The following is a 16,328-nucleotide window of genomic DNA, read 5'->3' as shown; positions in this document are numbered from 1 at the left end:
GGGAGTTCCGTCCCAGGCCGACTCCACCCGCATAGGATGCGAGAGGTGCACCAGGCGGACGGGGCACGGGGCCGCGCCCGCGGTGGTGTGCCCTAGGAGGTCCGCGGCAGTGACCAGTCAGGTCGATCAGTCAGAGGCAGTGGACGGCTCGGACGGCGACGAGGCCGGTACCGGGAGCGGCGAGGCACGCCCCGGCCCGAGCGCACCGGCCGACCCGGCCGCCCCGGGCGGCCCGCCACCCGGGCGCACCAAGCCGATCCGCAGACTCGACCGGGTGATCATCCGTTTCGCCGGCGACTCCGGTGACGGCATGCAGCTCACCGGTGACCGGTTCACCTCGGAGACGGCGTCCTTCGGCAACGACCTGTCCACCCTGCCGAACTTCCCCGCCGAGATCCGCGCCCCCGCCGGCACCCTGCCCGGTGTCTCGTCCTTCCAGCTGCACTTCGCCGACCACGACATCCTGACCCCGGGCGACGCCCCCAACGTGCTGGTCGCGATGAACCCGGCCGCGCTCAAGGCGAACCTGGCGGACCTTCCGCGCGGCGCCGAGATCATCGTCAACACCGACGAGTTCACCAAACGCGCGCTGGCCAAGGTCGGTTACGCGGCCGACCCGCTCGCCGACGGCTCGCTGGACGGCTTCCACCTGCACAAGGTGCCGCTCACCACGCTGACCCTGGAGGCGCTCAAGGACAGCGGCCTCGCCCGCAAGGACGCCGAGCGGGCGAAGAACATGTTCGCCCTGGGCCTGCTGTCCTGGATGTACCACCGGCCCACCCACGGCACCGAGACGTTCCTGCGCAGCAAGTTCGCCAAGAAGCCGCAGATCGCCGAGGCGAACGTCCAGGCCTTCCGGGCGGGTTGGAACTTCGGCGAGACCACCGAGTCCTTCGCGGTCTCCTACGAGGTGCCGCCGGCCAAGCTCCCCGCCGGGCGCTACCGCAACATCTCCGGCAACCTCGCGCTGTCCTACGGGCTGATCGCCGCCTCGCAGCGCTCGGGCCTGCCGCTCTACCTGGGCTCGTACCCGATCACCCCGGCCTCGGACATCCTGCACGAGCTGAGCAAGCACAAGAACTTCGGGGTGCGCACCTTCCAGGCGGAGGACGAGATCGCCGGCATCGGTGCCGCGCTCGGCGCCGCCTTCGGCGGGGCGCTCGGCGTGACCACCACCTCCGGGCCGGGCGTGGCGCTCAAGAGCGAGACGATCGGCCTGGCGGTCTCGCTCGAACTGCCGCTGCTGGTCGTGGACATCCAGCGCGGCGGCCCCTCCACCGGGCTGCCGACCAAGACCGAGCAGGCGGACCTGCTGCAGGCCATGTTCGGGCGCAACGGCGAGGCACCGGTGCCGATCGTCGCCCCGGCCACGCCCGCGGAGTGCTTCGACGCGGCACTGGAGGCGGCCCGGATCGCGGTCACCTACCGCACCCCGGTCTTCCTGCTCTCCGACGGCTACCTGGCCAACGGCTCGGAGCCCTGGCGGATCCCCGAGGTCGACGAACTGCCCGGGATCGAGCCGCAGTTCGCGACCGGACCGAACCGCGAGGACGGCGCCTTCTGGCCGTACCTGCGCGATCCCCGGACGCTGGCCCGGCCCTGGGCGCTGCCCGGCACGCCCGGCCTGGAGCACCGGATCGGCGGCATCGAGAAGCAGGACGGCACCGGGAACATCTCCTACGACCCGGCCAACCACGACTTCATGGTCCGCACCCGGCAGGCCAAGATCGACGGCATCACCGTCAAGCCGGTCGAGGTGGACGACCCGAGCGGGGACGCCCGCGTGCTGGTCCTCGGCTGGGGCTCGACGTACGGGCCGATCACCGCGGCGGTGCGCCGGGTCCGGGCGGACGGCGGCGAGGTCGCCCAGGCGCACCTGCGTAACCTCAACCCCTTCCCGGCCAACCTGGGCGCGGTGCTGAGGAGTTACGAGAAGGTCATCGTGCCCGAGATGAACCTGGGGCAGCTCGCGCTGCTGCTGCGGGCGAAGTACCTGGTGGACGCCGAGTCCTACAACCAGGTGCGCGGACTGCCCTTCAGGGCGGCCCAGTTGGCGGACGTGCTGTGGGCCGCGATCGGCACCCTGGACGAGGAGGACCACCGATGACCGAGAGCGGCTTCCCGTCCCTGCGGCTGGTGCCCAAGGCCGAAGCACCGCAGAGCGCGAAGGACTTCAAGACCGACCAGGAGGTGCGCTGGTGCCCCGGCTGCGGGGACTACGCGATCCTGGCGGCGGTGCAGTCCTTCATGCCGGAACTCGGCATCAAGCGGGAGAACACGGTCTTCGTCTCGGGCATCGGCTGCTCCTCGCGCTTCCCGTACTACATGAACACCTACGGGGTGCACTCCATCCACGGGCGGGCGCCGGCCATCGCGACCGGGCTGGCGAGCTCGCGCCAGGACCTCAGCGTCTGGGTGGTGACGGGTGACGGCGACGCGCTGTCGATCGGCGGCAACCACCTGATCCACGCCCTGCGGCGGAACGTCAACCTGAAGATCCTACTGTTCAACAACCGGATCTACGGCCTCACCAAGGGCCAGTACTCACCGACCAGCGAACTCGGCAAGATCACCAAGTCCACGCCGATGGGCTCGCTGGACGCACCGTTCAACCCGCTGTCGCTGGCGCTCGGTGCCGAGGCCACCTTCGTCGCCCGCACCATCGACTCCGACCGCCAGCACCTGCAGTCGGTGCTGCGGGCGGCAGCCGAGCACGAGGGCACGGCGCTGGTGGAGATCTACCAGAACTGCAACATCTTCAACGACGGCGCCTTCGAGGTGCTGAAGGAGCCCGGCACCCGGGACGAGGCGCTGATCCGGCTGGAGCACGGGCAGCCGATCCGCTTCGGTGCGGAGGGTGCCAACGGCGTGTTCCGGGGCCGGAGCGGCGAACTGTCCACCGGGCCGGTCACGGCGGAGAACGAGGCGGACCTCCTGGTCCACGACGCGCACGCGGCGAGCCCGGCCACCGCCTTCGCGCTCTCCCGGATCGCCGACGCGGACACCCTGCACCACACGCCGATCGGCGTGCTGCGCAGCGTCGAGCGGCCGGTCTACGACGAACTGATGGCGAGCCAGCTCGCGGCCGCCGTCGCCGACCGCGGCCCCGGCGACCTGGCCGCGCTGCTGGCGGGCAGCGACACCTGGACGGTGGACTGACCGCCCCCGGACGCGACTCGGCGCCCCCGTCCCGGCCGGGACGGGGGCGCCCGTCGTTCCGCCCCCTATTGCGGGCCCGGCTGCCGCCGGCCGGCTACTTCTCGACCCACTCGACCAGCTCGATCGCGATCCCGTTCGGGTCGGCGACCTGGAACAGCTTCTCGCCCCACGGCTCCTCGCGCAGCGGCAGGGTGACGGTGACCCCTTCCGCGCGCAGGCGGCGCTCCTCGGCGGCGACGTCCTCGACGACGAACGCCAGGATCACGCCGTCCGCGATCCGGTGGCGCTGGTCCTCCGGCAGGACTTCGAGGCCGCGCCGCAGGTAGACGACGTTCGTTCCGCCGCCCGGGTGGGCGAGCGAGACGAAGCCGTCGGCCGACATCTCCTCGGCGTAGCCGAAGTGCCGCTTGAGGAAGGCGGCGGAGCTGGTGACGTCCTCGACGGTCAGGGAAACGGCGGTCCTGGTGATCTGCAAGGCGGAGAACCCTCTCGTCCGTACGTGCCCGGTTATCCCGTACGCAGTACACTATACATAGTACGGAGAATTACGCCAGAGGTCGCCGCCGCGACGCCCGAGGGAGGCTCCCGGGTGGGAGCCTCCCTCAGGCGTTCGGTGCGGGACGCGTCAGTAGACGCAGGGGATGCCGCCGTCGGACTGGGCGTCGACCCCGGGGCCCTGCATCGGGAGGTTGGCGGTCGGGTCGGACGGCGCACCGGTCGGGGCGGCGGGCCTGTCGGCGTCGACGCCGGTGAAGCCGGTGCCGAGGGTCACCACGACGCGGTCCGCGCCGACGGAGGCGGACTCGGTGGCGGTCACGCCGTAGCGGGCCGCGATCTGGTCGGCCGCCTCCTTGGCGCCCTTGCCGTAGGCGACGGTGGTGGTCTTCGGCCTGGTGGCCGCCGGGCCGGTCCGGCCCTCCTTGAAGCCCATCGCGACCAGGGCCCTGGACTCGGCCGTCGAGGTGACCCCGGCGGCCGAGGAGGCGTTGAGGACGTCCACGGTGACGGCCTTCGCGGCGGTCGGCGTCGGCGTCGGTGTCGGGGTGTCGGCGGGGGCCGACGGGGCGGGGGTGGCGGAGGCGTCCGCGGCGTCGGCCGGCGCGGCGGCGTCCGCGTAGCCGAACAGCTGCTTGACCACCTTCTGGATCTTCGACGGGGTGACCAGGTTGACGTCCTGGCCGTTGCGGGTGCCGAAGCCGTCGAAGGTCAGGGTGTTGAACTCGACGTTGCCGCCGGTCAGCGCCGGGGCCTGCTGGGCGAAGTCGAGGATGTTCCACTCGTTGTCGATGACGAGGTCCTTCTGCACCACGCCCATCAGCTGCTGCAGCTTGCCGAGGTCGCCGATGACGCCCTTCTGCTTCAGGTTGTGCACGACGGCGGAGATGAAGGCCTGCTGGCGGTGGGTGCGGGCGAAGTCGCCGGAGTTGCCGTCGGGGCCGTCGAGGTTGTGGCGCTGGCGGACGAAGGACAGGGCCTGGGCGGCGTTGAGGGTGTTGATGCCCTTCTTGAAGTCCGCGCCGGAGCCCTGGCCCTCCATGGCCGGGTCCCTGGTGTCGTGGGTGAGGCAGACCTGGATCGGCTCGACCGCCTTGGCGATGTCGTAGAAGCCCATCAGGTTGACCTCGGCGATGTGGTCGATCGGCTGGTCGAGGAACTTCTGCACGGTGCGGATGGTGGCCGCGCGCCCTATGTCACGGCCGGCCTTCTCCAGGTCGGCGCCCTTGAGGCCCTTGGCCCGCAGGCCCGGGTCCGCCTTGTCCTTGGCGGCGCCGTAGGCCTCCTTGATCTTGGCCATGCCCAGCTGGGACCCGTCGGCGTTGTAGGTCATGACGTAGTCGTCGCGCGGTATGGAGACCGCCTGCACCTTGCCGCCGTTCGCGGGGATGTGCAGCAGGATCAGGGAGTTGGTGTTGTAGCCGCCGACGTCGGAGCTGTGGCCGGCGTGCAGCTCGTCCTGGACGAACTGCGGCGGGAGGTCCGAGCCGTCCATGTTCTTGCGGCTGTCCAGGCCGATCAGCAGCAGGTTGACCGAGTTGTCCAGGTGCTTGGGGGCGTCCTTCTTGGTGTCGGCGATGACGTTGGAGGTGGTCATCCCGTCGGTGAGCTGCTTGACCTCGTACCAGACCACCCCGCTGGCGGCGAACACCGCCAGTCCGACGGTGCAGGCCACCACCCGGCCCGCGATCAGCAACGGGGAGGGCCGGCGGGCGCCGGCGCCCCGGCGGGACTCGGCGCCCCCGCGGCCCGCGGCGCGCCTGCGGGCGGCCGCCCGGCCGCCGTTCCCGGCCTCCGCGGTGCCCTCGGTGTGCTCGGCGTCGTCAGCCACGGTGCCTCCTCCGGTCCCGGACCAGCCGGACCACGATCACCAGCAGGGCCGCCGCCGCGGCCTCGGCCATCACGGGGAAGCCGTGCACCACCCACTTCGCGGCGCCGGTGGCCAGGCCCTTGCCCCGGTAGTCGTCCCGGTGGGCCGCCAGTTCGACGGCGGCCGTCGCGCCCAGGACGACCAGCGGCGAGGCCGCCAGGACCCACCACCAGCCGTTCCGGCTGCTCAGCGCCGCCGCGGCCGCCGTCCCGAGCACCGCGCCCACCGCGAAGGCGAGCCCCATGCCGGGGCCGGACAGCTCGTCGACCGCGGCGCCCGCCAGGGGCAGCCCGAGGGCCGCGGCGACGGGCAGGGCGGCTCCGCCGGCCAGGGGGCGTACGGACGCCCCGGGCCTGCCCGCCGCCCGCTCCCGCGCACCCTGGTCGGATGACCGTCCTCGTTGTCCCGCCACGCATTCACCCCCGGTGTTCCCGTGTGTCGTGCGCCACGATGGCGCGCGCCGGTTGTCGATCGTCCTCCCGGTGTCCGGAACTCCGTTCGTGGCGCTGCCAGTTCTGGACGCTCGGGCCGGTCGGTCGGTTCCCGTGCGCGGCCGGGCCGCCGGTGGGCGGGGGCGGAGGGTTCCGCATGGCCTCTACGCGGGTGTAGAGGCCGTAGGCAGCATAGATGACGTGCGTCCGGTGGCAAGCGCTCCGGGCGACTACGGATCGGCGGGCGGCTCTGCGCGCGACCCGGTCGGCGGCCTGGTCGGCGGCCTGGTCGGGGGCCTGGTCCGTTGCTCGGTCCGTGGCTCGGTCCGCGGTGCGTCGGATAAACTACACCGGGTAGTTTCTGAGCGGGTCGGCCACCGGGCCGACGGATGAGGAGTGGGCCGTGGCGACCACGGGTGGAGCGGCGGGGCGTCCGGAGAAGCGCAAGGCGATCACGCAGGCCGCGATGGTGGTGTTCGGGCGCGAGGGCTACGTGCGGGCCAGCATGGACGCGATCGCGGCCGAGGCCGGGGTCTCCAAGCGCACGGTCTACAACCACTTCGCCGACAAGGAGACCCTCTTCCTGTCGGTGGCGCTGCAGAACTCGGCGGAACTGACCGAGAAGATCCGGGAGCTGATGGCGAAGTACCTCGACCGGGTGGTGGACCTCCGCCAGGACCTGGTCGACTTCGCGGTCGAGCGGGCGCGCGCGGTGCTGTCCGCCGGGGAGCACGGGGCGCTCGGCCGGGCGATCCGCGCCGAGGTGGCCAACATCCCGCCGGACGTCCTGGAGGCCTGGCTGGAGGCCGGGCCGATCGCCTCGATGCGCGACCTCGCGGCGCACTTCGAGGCGCTCGCGGAGCGCGGACTGCTGGTGGTCGAGGACGCCGGCCTGGCCGCCGAGCAGTACACGCTGCTGACCTTCCACGGCATCGCCGAGCGCTCCTTCTGGGGCGCCCTCCCGGTGGCGGACGAGGAGGTCGTGCGGATCGCGACGGTCGGCGTCGACGCCTTCCTGCGGATCCACGGCGGCCCGGCGGCCCGCGGCTGAGACCCGGCGGGCCGGGTCCGGGCGGAGCGGGTCCCGCCGGGGCCGGAACCGGGGGCGGGGGCGGCAGTGCGCCGCCCCCGCCCGAAGTCCGTACCGGTCACTTCCAGTTGACGCCCTTGCCGAGGGTGTACGGGTCGCCCCAGTACTCGGCGCCCGCCACCTTCGACGCCTCCGGGGACATCGCCACCGCGCAGGAGGTGGCCGACTGCCCGTTGGTGAAGCCCTTGGGCAGCGAGTCGCTCTTGCACTTGGCGAAGGAGCCGATGATCATCAGCTCCTGCGCCTCGGTGCCGTCCGCCAGCAGGCCCTTCATGTGGTTGACGCTGGTGAAGGACAGGTCGCTGCTGCCGGCGTTGGTGACCTTGTAGTGGATGTAGTACGGCACCAGCCCCTTGGCCTTGTCGCCCAGGTTCAGCGAGGTCAGGTCGGCCGGGTCGCCCTTCTCGATCGAGGTGACCGCGAGCGCGATGGTGCCGCTGGTGCTGCCCGAGGTGAACGGGATGGTGACGGCGTCGCCGACCTTGACCGTGGTGCCGGGCGCCGGGGTCGAGCCGGCGGGCGCGGGCGCGGCGGCCGAACCGGACGCCGCGCCGCCCGCCGGGGCGGAGGTCGGGGCGGCCGGGGTGATGGCGCCGCCGCTCGGCGACGGGGCACCCGTGGCGGACGCGGACGCGGACGGCGCGGACGGTGCCGCCGGCGGGGTCGTCGCGGTGTCGGACGACGACGCGTCGTCGTTGCAGGCGGTCATGGTGAGTGCGCCGACCGCGGCCAGCGCGGCCAGGGCCAGCGCACGGCGGTTGTTGCGGATGGGCTTCATGTGACGTTCCCCCGTCATTGCGGACCGCCGGTGGGCGGTCCTCCTGAGGGACGTTCATAGCGCAGTGCGGGGGCGGGGTGCCATCGCTTTGACGCCGTCTTGACTGGTCCGTGACGACTCCCCCGCGGGTCCGTGACAAGGGATATCGAGCCGTGATCAGGAGGCGGGGCGGGGGCGCAACCCCGGGCCGATCATGTTCGCGCGAATCTGTTCGCCGTGGTTCCGCAAATGATCGATCAGGCCCGTCGGCTGGCGGCCGAACGCTGCCCGGACACGCTCGCCGCCGCCCGCGCCGGGCCCCAGACCGTGGAGACCGCCGGGCCCGGTCCGTTCGTCGGCGCCGACGAACGGACCGGGCCCCCGGGGATGGGTCAGAGCATCCAGCGCTGGGCCGGGTCGCTGCCGTTGCAGTTCGCCATCGAGGTGTACTGGCCGACGCCGTTGCCCCGGAGGCACTGCCCGGTGGCCGCGTTGCGGACCAGGTACCAGCCGCGGTCCTCGTCGGTCAGCCGCCACTTCTGGTCGGCCGGCATCCAGTCCCCGGCCGGCTGGTTGAGCCCGTCCCAGCCCCCGGGGGTGTCCCAGAGCCGGACGGAGCCCGAAGCGGTGTCCAGGTCGACGACCTTGCCGCCGCTGCCGTGCGAGATGGCGGTGGTGCCGTCGCAGTAGCCCCAGACGAACCAGGACTGGGCGGAGGACCAGTCGTTGGACGAGTAGACGCCGATCCGCTGGCCGTTGGCCTCGTTGTTCTGCGGCAGGTCGAGGACGCCGGCGGCGCCGTTGTAGATCTTCGCGGGGCTGTGCAGGGAGGGCGACAGCTCGCAGCCGGCCTGCGCGGACGACGCGGCCTGCGCGGCCGGCGCACCGGCCACGACCGCCCCCGCGACGGCCGCGACGGCGCCGAACGAGGCGAGGACCCTGCGGGTGCGGCCGGTGGTTCCCGTGGTGGTTCTCATCGGTGTTCTCCTTCTGGTGTGGTGGACGGGCCCGGCGTCAGCCGCGCGGGACCCGGAGTGCGGCCCACTGCTTGGGGCCGGGGATGCCGTCGGCGTCCGGACCGGAGTCGCCGAGTTTGTGCTGCCAGTTGCGGAAGGACTTGCGGTCGGCGTCGGACCACTCGGGGCCGGGGCCCTCGGCGTAGGCCGAGCAGCCCTCGGCAACGAGGCGCTCGCCCATCCGCGTGACGACGTCGCTGTGCCGGCCGTCGTGGAAGAAGTCGGCGCCGGGGAAGGGCTCGAAGCCGTCCCCGCCGGCGTCGCCCGCCGGGCCGGAGCCGCCGGACGGGGCGCCACCGGACGACGCGCCGCCGGACGACGCGCCGCCGCTCGGACTGTCGTCCGCGGAGGCCTCCTGCCCGAAGTAGATCGCCCCGGGCCGGTCCTTCCACTCCGGGTCGGCGAGGACCACGCCGCCGGCGAAGTCCGGGATGCCGTAGCCGTGGACCCAGTCCGAGCGGCGATCGCGGGTCTTCATGTAGACGCCGTCGCCCTCGGAGCCGCCGCCCGCGCCGGTGTTGCCCTCGACGGTGGTGATGGTGGAGCCGGTGTAGGCGATGCAGATGCCGGTGTGGCTGCCGCCGCCGGGCCCGAAGAAGACCTGGCCGCCGATCACCGGATACTCGGTGAAGCGGCCGCGCTCCGTGAACCAGGCGACGCCCTCCGCGCAGGAGGCGCTGACCGGGAAGAGGCCGGCGTTGCCGGACTCCTGGGCGCACCAGGCGACGAAGGTGGCGCACCAGGCCTCGCCCTGGGACCACTCCAGGCCGGAGACGGCGGGTGAGAACTTCTGGACGTTGTTCCAGTGCCCGCCGCTGCGACCCTCGTGGTAGCCGACCTCGTCTCGGGCGACGCGGATCAGGTCCGCCGCGTTCGAGGACATGGGTGTGGACTCCTTGTTGCTCGATGCTCGAAAGGTGTCGGTCGGGTCTCAGACCTTGGCGAAGGTCTGGACGTAGCGGCCCCAGTTGCCGCGCTGGCGGGGCGCGTAGCCGACGCCGAGGCGGTTGTAGGTGGGGTTGAGGATGTTGTCCCGGTGGTGCGGGCTGTTCATCCACATCTGCATCGCCTCTCCCACGCTGTTGCCCGGGGTGACGTTCTCGGCGGCGGCCACGTTGGTGAGGCCGGCGTCCCGGATGCGGTCCCAGGGGGAGCTGCCGTCGGTGCCGTCGTGCTGGGTGAGGTCGTGCGAGGCCATGTCGTCGGCGTGGCGCTGGGCGGCCGAGCCGAGGCGGTCGTCCAGGAGCAGTGCCGGGGCGCCGACCCGGCCGCGCTCGGCGTTGACGGCGTTCAGCATCTCGGTGCGGAAGTCACCGCCGCCCCCCGGCTGGGGCTGCGGCTGCGGCTGGGGCTGCGGTCGGCCACCGCCGCCCGCGCCGCCGGCTGCGGCCGGGACGAGCTGCCACCGCTGCGCCGGGTTGCCGTCGTCCTGCCGGCCCAGCGTGAGCGGGGAGCCGGGGGCGGCGGCGGTGAGGAACAGCGCGCCCTCGTCGGCGCGGGTGGTGCGGATGCGGACCCAGTCGTTGTCGACGGGCTCGAAGCACCAGTGCTGGTTGGGCTGGTTGTGCTCGTTGAACAGCCAGGCCTGGCCGATGGAGTAGTTGTAGTCCATGACCATGGCCTGGCCGGGGGCGTGGCGCCCGGTGGTCAGCTGGGTCTCCAGGAGGAAGCTGCCGTTCTCCTTGGCCCAGAAGGTCCAGCCCTGTGCGGCGGTGCCGTTGGGGCCCCAGGACTGGACGGCGGTGCCGGCGGCGGTCTGGCTGGAACGGACGTCGGCGACGGTTCCGTTGGCGGACCTGAGGGTGAGGGTCTGGCCGTGCTGCGGGAGCGCGGGCATGGGTTGCGCCTCTCGTCTGTGGTGTCGCCCCGGGCCGCGTTCGCGGTGGCCCGGGGCCTGACGAGGAGGACGTTCCAGGATCGCGGCAGACGGGCGGTCAACACGCGTAGCAGACAAGCGCGTTGATGCCGCGTCTACTGCGCCAGCAGCCCCCTGACCTGCGCGGCCTCCTCCGACAGCCCCAGCCGCTCGTACACCTCCAGGGAGTCCGCCAGGCAGGCCCGGGCCTGGCGCGGGCGGCCGAGGCCGGTGAGCGCGGTGCCGAGGGTGCGCAGCAGGCCGGCCTCCAGCGCGGCACTGGTGCGGCGGGCGAGCGGGAGGACGGCCTCGGCGGAGTCGACGGCGAGCAGCCAGCGGCCGGCCTCGGCGTGGATGCGGGCGGCGAGGTCGCCGGCCGCGGCCGCGAACACGGTGACCTGGAGCTCGGTGAACTCCTCGCGGGCACCGACGGCGTGGTCCAGCGCCGCCTCCGGGTCGCCGCACAGCCGCAGCACCCGGGCGAGGTAGTAGCGGCCGATCGCCGCGGAGACCGGCCCCGAGGCGCTCATCAGGCGGGCGCTGCGTTCGGCGGCGTCCCGGGCTTCGTCGAGGCGCCCGGTCTGGGCGGCGCTGAACGCGAACTCGCCGAGCGCGCTGCCTTCCGCGCGCTGGGCGCCGAGGCGGTGGAACAGGCCGGCGGCGCGGCCGGCGTGTTCGGCGGCCTCCGCGTACCGGCCGTGCGTCCGGGCGTTGCTGCCGAGGGTGACCAGGGCCTTGGCGAGCACGCGTTCGGTCCGCTCGTCCCCGTCCGACAGGGCGACGGCCCGGCCGATCTCCTCCTCGGACTCGGCGTAGCGGTTGATGTGCCAGAGCATGCTGCCGCGCAGGTAGCGGGCGAGGGCGAGCGGCCCGTGCTCGCCCCGGGCGGCCGCTTGCCGGGCGATGGCTCCGGCGAGGTCGACGATGACGGTGGTCTGGGTGCGTTCCGGCAGCACGGCGCCCATCCGGTCGGCGAGTTCGGCGGCCCGGTCGAGCGGCAGGGCCGGATCGGCGCAGCCGAGCGCGATGACGGCGGCGTGCACCTCGGCCTGGTCGCGCATCCACTGCACGGCTTCCGGGCCGTCGGCGATCGGCCGGCCGGGAACGGCCACGGGTGCGCCGAGCAGGCTGAGCTCGGCGGGCTCGGCCTTGCGGGCGGCGAGGTCGGCGTTGCGGGCGGTGGCGAGGCAGAAGTCGAGCAGCCGGTCGGTGGCGGCGGTCCGTTCGGCGGCGCTCTCCTCGGCGGCGAGCCGGCCGCGCGCGTAGGCGCGGACGAGGTCGTGGAAGCCGTAGCGGCCGAACCGGAAGGAGTGCAGCAGGTTCAGGTCGACGAGCTCTTCGAGGAGCCGGTCGGCCTCGTCCTCGTCGCGGCCGAGCAGGGCGGCGGCGCAGGGCAGCGGGAGGTCGGGGGCGTCGGGCAGCGACAGCAGGCGGAAGGCGCGGGCGAGTTCGGGTGCCAGACGGCGGTAGGACAGCGCGAAGGTGGCTTCCAGGGTCCGTTCGCCGTCGCTGAGTTGGGCCAGCCGGTGTTCGTGGCGCAGGCCTTCGGCGAGCGCCGCGAGGGTGAGCGCGGGGTCGGTGGCGAGCCGGGAGGCGGCGATGCGGACGGCGAGCGGGAGCAGCCCGCAGGCCCGGACGACCTCCTCGGCGGCCGCGGGTTCCGCGGCGACGCGTTCGGCGCCGACGATGCGGGTGAGCAGCTCCAGGGCCCGTTCCGGTGGCAGGGTGTCCAGGCGCAACTGGTGCGCCCCGGCGAGACCGGCCAGCCGGTGGCGGCTGGTGATGAGCACGGCGCAGCCGGCCGAGCCGGGCAGCAGCGGTTCGACGTGGGCGGAATCGGCGGCGTTGTCGAGGACGACCAGGACGCGTCGCCCGGCCAGCGCCGAGCGGTAGAGCGCGCTGCGTTCGCCGGTGTCCGGCGGGACGTCCGCGGGGTCGACGCCCAGGACGCGCAGGAATCCGGCGAGGACCCTTCCCGGGTCGGGCGGGGTGCGGTCCTCGCCGCGCAGGTCGGCGAAGAGCTGCCCGTCGGGGAACCGCGCACGGATCTGCCGGGCGACGTGCACGGCGAGCGTGGTTTTGCCGACGCCGCCCATGCCGTCCAGGGCGGAGACCACGACGGCGCGTCCGCCGGCCGCGGAGAGCTGGTCCGCGAGGGTCTCCACCTCGTCGTCGCGTCCGGTGAAGTCGGGCAGGTCGCAGGGCAGCTGGTTGGGCGCCTGCCAGGTGTCGGCGGCGGCTTCGGACGCGGCCCCGGCGGGCAGCAGGGTGGCGTCCTCGCGCAGGATGCGCAGCTGCACCTCGGCCGGGCCCGGTGCGTCCGGCGGCAGTGACGGGCGGGCGTCCTCGTACACGGCGAGCGCCTCGGCCTTGCGGCCCGACTGGTAGAGGGCGCGCATCAGGACGGCGGTGAGCCGGGGGCGCCCGGGGTGCTCCAGGGCGAGTGCCTCGGCCTCCGCCGTCAGGTCGGTGCGGTCGCCGAGTTCGGCGTCCAGCTCCAGCCGGGTCTCCCTGGCCGAGATCCGCTGCTCGGCGAGCCGGGCCCGGACGGCGTCGGCGTGCGGCCCGGGCAACCCGGCGAGCGGCTCGCCGACCCACAGCTGCTGGGCGCGCCGCAGCACCTCGCGGACCTCCCGCGGCGGTGCGTCGGCCGCCCGCAGCCGTTCGGCCTCGGCCAGCAGCGCCTCCCAGGCGGCCGCGTCCACCTCGGCCCCGGGCACCCGCAGCGCGTAGCCGTCGCCGACCCGGACCAGTGGCGGCCGGTCCGGGGCGGCGTCGCTGTACGGCCGGAACGCGCTGCGCAGCCGGGATACGGCGAGCTGGACGGCCTTGCGCGGGTCGGCGGGCGCGGCCGCCCCGCCCCACACCCCTTCGACCAGGACCGGGACCGCCACGGTCCGCCCGGCGGCGGCCAGCAGCACGGCGAGCACGGCCCGCTGCTGCGGTCTGCCCAGTTCCAGTTCCTGTTCCCCGTACCAGGCCCGGAGCGGCCCCAGCAGTCCGAACCGCAGTCCGGATCCCCCCATGTCGTCCATGTCCCGTCCCGAGAGTCGTCCCTGCGCCGTGATTCCGCCACTTCCGGCCGGACAGCGGCGCCCCCATACCCCGGCGGCCTATGCTCTGTCACAGATTGTGCACCGGATTCCGAGCTTCGAGGGGTGGGCTGTGCGGCTCGAATTCCGCGTGCTGGGGCCGTTGTGCGCCACGTGCGACGGCCGCGAGGTGGACCTCGGCCGGCCGCAGCAGCGGGCCGTGCTGGCCGCTTTGCTGCTCGCCCCCGGGCAGCTGGTGCCGACGGACCGGCTGGTGGAGGGCCTGTGGGGCGAGGACGACACCTGCTGGCCGAAGGATCCGGTGGGGCAGATCGGCACCCATGCGCACCGGTTGCGGCGGGCGCTCGGCGCTCCCGAGCTGCTGGTGGCGGCTGCGGGCGGGTACCGGCTGGCGGTGCCGCGGGAGGCGGTGGACCTCTTCCGTTACGAGGGCGCGACGGCGGAGGCCGTTGCGCTGCGTCACGAGGATCCGGCCGGGGCACGGGAGTTGCTGGTGGCGGCGCTCGCGACGTGGGAGGGCGACCGCGCGTTGGACGGCGTGCCCGGGGCGTTCGCGGAGCGGACGCGGGAACGGCTGTCGGCCGGCCGTTTCGCCCTGGTGAAGACGCTGTTCGACCTGGAGGTGGCCCTCGGGCGGCACGCCGACGTGGTGGAGCCGCTGGCCGTACTGGCGGCTGCGCACCCGCAGGACGAGGAGGTCCACCGGCTGCACCTGCTGGCGCTGCACCGCTGCGGCCGCACGGCGGAGGCGCTGGCGGTGTACGAGGCGCTGCGGGAACGGTTGGACCGGGAGCTGGGGCTCGAACCGGTGCCGGTGGTGGTCGAACTGGCCGAGCGGATCCGGCGCGGGGAGGCCCCGATGTCGCTGCGGCGGCTGCCGCGGCCCGGCCAGCTCCCGCCGGACATCCCCGACCTGGTCGGCCGGGCCGGCCTGGCGGGGCAGGCCCAACAGGTCCTCCGCACGGCCGGCGGTTCGCCGGTGGTGGCGCTGTCGGGCCCGGCGGGCTGCGGGACGTCGACGCTGGCCGTGCACGTCGCGCACGGCGTCCAGGACGCTTTCCCGGACGGGCAGCTGTACGCGGGCGGGGGAGACCCCGGCACGATCCTCGCGGCCTTCCTGCGGGCCCTGGGGGAGCGGCCCGCAGGCTGCGCCCCGGTCGGCGAGCTGACCGCGCACTACCGGGCGGCGCTCGCCGGGCGGCGGGTGCTGGTGGTGCTCGACGGGGCGGCCGACCCCACACCGCTGCTGCCCGCCGTACCGGGGTGCGCGGCCGTGGTGACGGGGGCGGACCCGGAGGTGCTGCCCGCCGAGGCGGTCCGACTGGCGGTCGGACCGCTGGAACCGCACGACGCCCACGAGCTGCTGGCGCGGATCGTGGGCGTGGAGCGGATCAGCCGGGAGCCGGCGGCGGCGGTGGAGCTGGCCGGCCTCTGCGGGCACCTGCCCGTCCTGCTGCGGACGGCGGCGACACGGCTCGCGGCCCGGCCCTGGTGGTCGGTGGCGGACCTGGTGAGGTGGCTCGCCGAACGGGGATGAGGGCCCTTTAGTACGGGTCCGAGGAGCCCAGCCGGAGGGTGAGCTGGTTCATGTAGTAGTTGGTGCTGCCGGCGCCCATGTTGATGTGGAGACCGCCGCCGCTGTGCACTTCGAGGGAGGCCGTGCCGGGCCCGGTCTTGTACACGTCGTTGGCCCAGCAGCGCTTGCCGGCCCGATCGTAGACGACGAGGTTCCCGTCGCCCTGCATGATCGTCCTGTCGCCGCAGCCGACGCTGTGGCTGGACCACGGGGCCGTGACCGCACCGGAAGGGTCGGTGACGTACATGACGAGGTTCCCGTCGTCCTGCATGACCAGCCGGGTGTCGCCGGCGCTGAGCTGGTAGCCCTTGTAGAGGATCCCCGGCTCCGGCATCTGCACCGCTTGGTAGTCGCCGATCGCCGCGGTCGCGTTTCCTGCTCCCACCAGCACCCCGGCCAGCGCCAGCCCGCTGGTCGCCGCCCCGATCGCCAGCCGCTGCAGTGTCTTCGTCGCCTTCATGTCCCCGCTACCTCTCTCGAACGGGGGCGCCCGCCATCGTGTCGGGCACCCTGCGGGGACGATCCTGGGGGGAGGCGATAGACAAACGATGAACGCCGCGTTGAGGCGCGAGCGGCCGGCGCTCCGGCGGGGCGTCGGTGGGGCGTCGGCGGGACGCCGAGCGCGGATCCGGCCGCCTAGGGACCGGGCGCGGGGTGGGGTTCTGGGTGGGGCCTGGCAGGGGCGTTTGGCTTGGGCGCGAAGGAGGAGTAGTGTTCTCTAGTCGCTCGGCAGGGAGCACCGGACACGCAACAGCGCGGACGGTCCCGGGGCGGCCAATCCCCTGAAACACCACTTCCCAGGTTCGGGCTGGGTTGCGTTCGCATTTCCGCGTCGCGGCTCGGCATGTATTTGGTGTGTCGTTTTATCGGATTGCGGTCGATTCGCCTTTCGGGGCAGGGATCGGCTAGAGTTTGAAACGTCGGACGGGGCGTCAAGCCCCGGAAGACACCGGCGAGTTGGATGAATGAAGCCCCGGAAACGGAGCGGAAAACATCTGATAAGCTGGAAACACGAAAGAACGAAGC

The 16,328-nt window shown here is 73.4% G+C and carries 13 protein-coding genes; 4 read left to right on the top strand and 9 right to left on the bottom strand.

Going from position 1 to position 16,328, the window contains the following annotated elements; translation table 11 throughout:
- Nucleotides 1–109: 109 nt before the first annotated feature.
- Nucleotides 110–2,107, top strand: coding sequence for a 2-oxoacid:acceptor oxidoreductase subunit alpha (locus ACIGG8_RS32125; protein ID WP_396552211.1), 1,998 nt, complete (start codon nt 110–112; stop codon nt 2,105–2,107).
- Nucleotides 2,104–3,159, top strand: coding sequence for a 2-oxoacid:ferredoxin oxidoreductase subunit beta (locus ACIGG8_RS32120; protein WP_396552210.1), 1,056 nt, complete (start codon nt 2,104–2,106; stop codon nt 3,157–3,159). Before ACIGG8_RS32125 ends, ACIGG8_RS32120 begins: the two co-directional genes overlap by 4 nt.
- A gap of 94 nt (nt 3,160–3,253) precedes the next feature.
- Here ACIGG8_RS32120 and ACIGG8_RS32115 read toward each other — a convergent pair whose 3' ends face one another.
- From ACIGG8_RS32115 to ACIGG8_RS32105, 3 genes are all read right to left on the bottom strand, one after another.
- Nucleotides 3,254–3,634 (bottom strand): VOC family protein, encoded by a 381-nt coding sequence (locus ACIGG8_RS32115; protein ID WP_396552209.1) that lies wholly within the window; start codon nt 3,632–3,634, stop codon nt 3,254–3,256.
- Nucleotides 3,635–3,784: 150 nt separating this feature from the next.
- Nucleotides 3,785–5,485, bottom strand: a complete 1,701-nt coding sequence (locus ACIGG8_RS32110; protein WP_396552208.1) for an LCP family protein — start codon at nt 5,483–5,485, stop codon at nt 3,785–3,787.
- A complete protein-coding gene (locus tag ACIGG8_RS32105) occupies nt 5,478–5,936 on the bottom strand; it encodes a DUF6542 domain-containing protein (RefSeq protein ID WP_396552207.1) in 459 nt (152 codons plus the stop codon). Before ACIGG8_RS32105 ends, ACIGG8_RS32110 begins: the two co-directional genes overlap by 8 nt.
- 422 nt (nt 5,937–6,358) lie before the next feature.
- Here ACIGG8_RS32105 and ACIGG8_RS32100 point away from each other — a divergent pair, with 422 nt between their 5' ends.
- A complete protein-coding gene (locus ACIGG8_RS32100; RefSeq protein WP_396552206.1) occupies nt 6,359–7,006 on the top strand; it encodes a TetR/AcrR family transcriptional regulator in 648 nt (215 codons plus the stop codon).
- A gap of 97 nt (nt 7,007–7,103) precedes the next feature.
- Here the strand turns inward: ACIGG8_RS32100 and ACIGG8_RS32095 are convergent, their stop codons facing one another.
- The 5 genes from ACIGG8_RS32095 to ACIGG8_RS32075 form a co-directional block, all read right to left on the bottom strand.
- Entirely contained in the window at nt 7,104–7,823 is a 720-nt protein-coding gene (locus ACIGG8_RS32095; protein WP_396552205.1) for a hypothetical protein, read from the bottom strand.
- A gap of 371 nt (nt 7,824–8,194) precedes the next feature.
- On the bottom strand, nt 8,195–8,779 hold the full coding sequence (locus tag ACIGG8_RS32090) for an RICIN domain-containing protein (protein WP_396552204.1): 585 nt from the start codon (nt 8,777–8,779) through the stop codon (nt 8,195–8,197).
- A gap of 37 nt (nt 8,780–8,816) precedes the next feature.
- Complete coding sequence (locus ACIGG8_RS32085; RefSeq protein WP_396552203.1) at nt 8,817–9,701, bottom strand: peptidoglycan-binding protein; 885 nt, start codon at nt 9,699–9,701, stop codon at nt 8,817–8,819.
- Nucleotides 9,702–9,749: 48 nt separating this feature from the next.
- On the bottom strand, nt 9,750–10,655 hold the full coding sequence (locus tag ACIGG8_RS32080; RefSeq protein WP_396552202.1) for a CAP domain-containing protein: 906 nt from the start codon (nt 10,653–10,655) through the stop codon (nt 9,750–9,752).
- A 134-nt stretch (nt 10,656–10,789) separates the two neighbouring features.
- Entirely contained in the window at nt 10,790–13,708 is a 2,919-nt protein-coding gene (locus tag ACIGG8_RS32075; RefSeq protein WP_396552201.1) for an AfsR/SARP family transcriptional regulator, read from the bottom strand.
- A 130-nt stretch (nt 13,709–13,838) separates the two neighbouring features.
- Between ACIGG8_RS32075 and ACIGG8_RS32070 the strand changes: the two genes are divergently transcribed.
- The gene (locus ACIGG8_RS32070; RefSeq protein WP_396552200.1) at nt 13,839–15,263 is read left to right on the top strand and encodes a BTAD domain-containing putative transcriptional regulator; all 1,425 of its coding nucleotides are present in this window, start codon (nt 13,839–13,841) and stop codon (nt 15,261–15,263) included.
- A gap of 7 nt (nt 15,264–15,270) precedes the next feature.
- On the opposite strand, the gene ACIGG8_RS32065 is transcribed toward ACIGG8_RS32070, so the two are convergent.
- Nucleotides 15,271–15,762 carry a hypothetical protein gene (locus ACIGG8_RS32065; RefSeq protein WP_396552199.1) on the bottom strand — a complete coding sequence of 164 codons (492 nt, stop codon included), beginning with the start codon at nt 15,760–15,762 and terminating at the stop codon, nt 15,271–15,273.
- Nucleotides 15,763–16,328 lie beyond the last annotated feature (566 nt).

It is taken from the genome of Kitasatospora sp. NPDC085464 (assembly GCF_044541955.1).
Taxonomy (GTDB): Bacteria; Actinomycetota; Actinomycetes; order Streptomycetales; family Streptomycetaceae; genus Kitasatospora.
Note: the sequence above shows the minus strand (reverse complement) of the source record. Positions and strands in the feature narration are given on the sequence as shown.

Coding starts and splice junctions, on each gene's coding strand:
- ACIGG8_RS32120 (WP_396552210.1), top strand. CDS start 2,104: ATGACCGAGAGCGGCTTCCCGTCCCTGCGGCTGGTGCCCAAGGCCGAA.
- ACIGG8_RS32095 (WP_396552205.1), bottom strand. CDS start 7,823: ATGAAGCCCATCCGCAACAACCGCCGTGCGCTGGCCCTGGCCGCGCTG.
- ACIGG8_RS32090 (WP_396552204.1), bottom strand. CDS start 8,779: ATGAGAACCACCACGGGAACCACCGGCCGCACCCGCAGGGTCCTCGCC.
- ACIGG8_RS32085 (WP_396552203.1), bottom strand. CDS start 9,701: ATGTCCTCGAACGCGGCGGACCTGATCCGCGTCGCCCGAGACGAGGTC.
- ACIGG8_RS32080 (WP_396552202.1), bottom strand. CDS start 10,655: ATGCCCGCGCTCCCGCAGCACGGCCAGACCCTCACCCTCAGGTCCGCC.
- ACIGG8_RS32075 (WP_396552201.1), bottom strand. CDS start 13,708: ATGGACGACATGGGGGGATCCGGACTGCGGTTCGGACTGCTGGGGCCG.
- ACIGG8_RS32065 (WP_396552199.1), bottom strand. CDS start 15,762: ATGAAGGCGACGAAGACACTGCAGCGGCTGGCGATCGGGGCGGCGACC.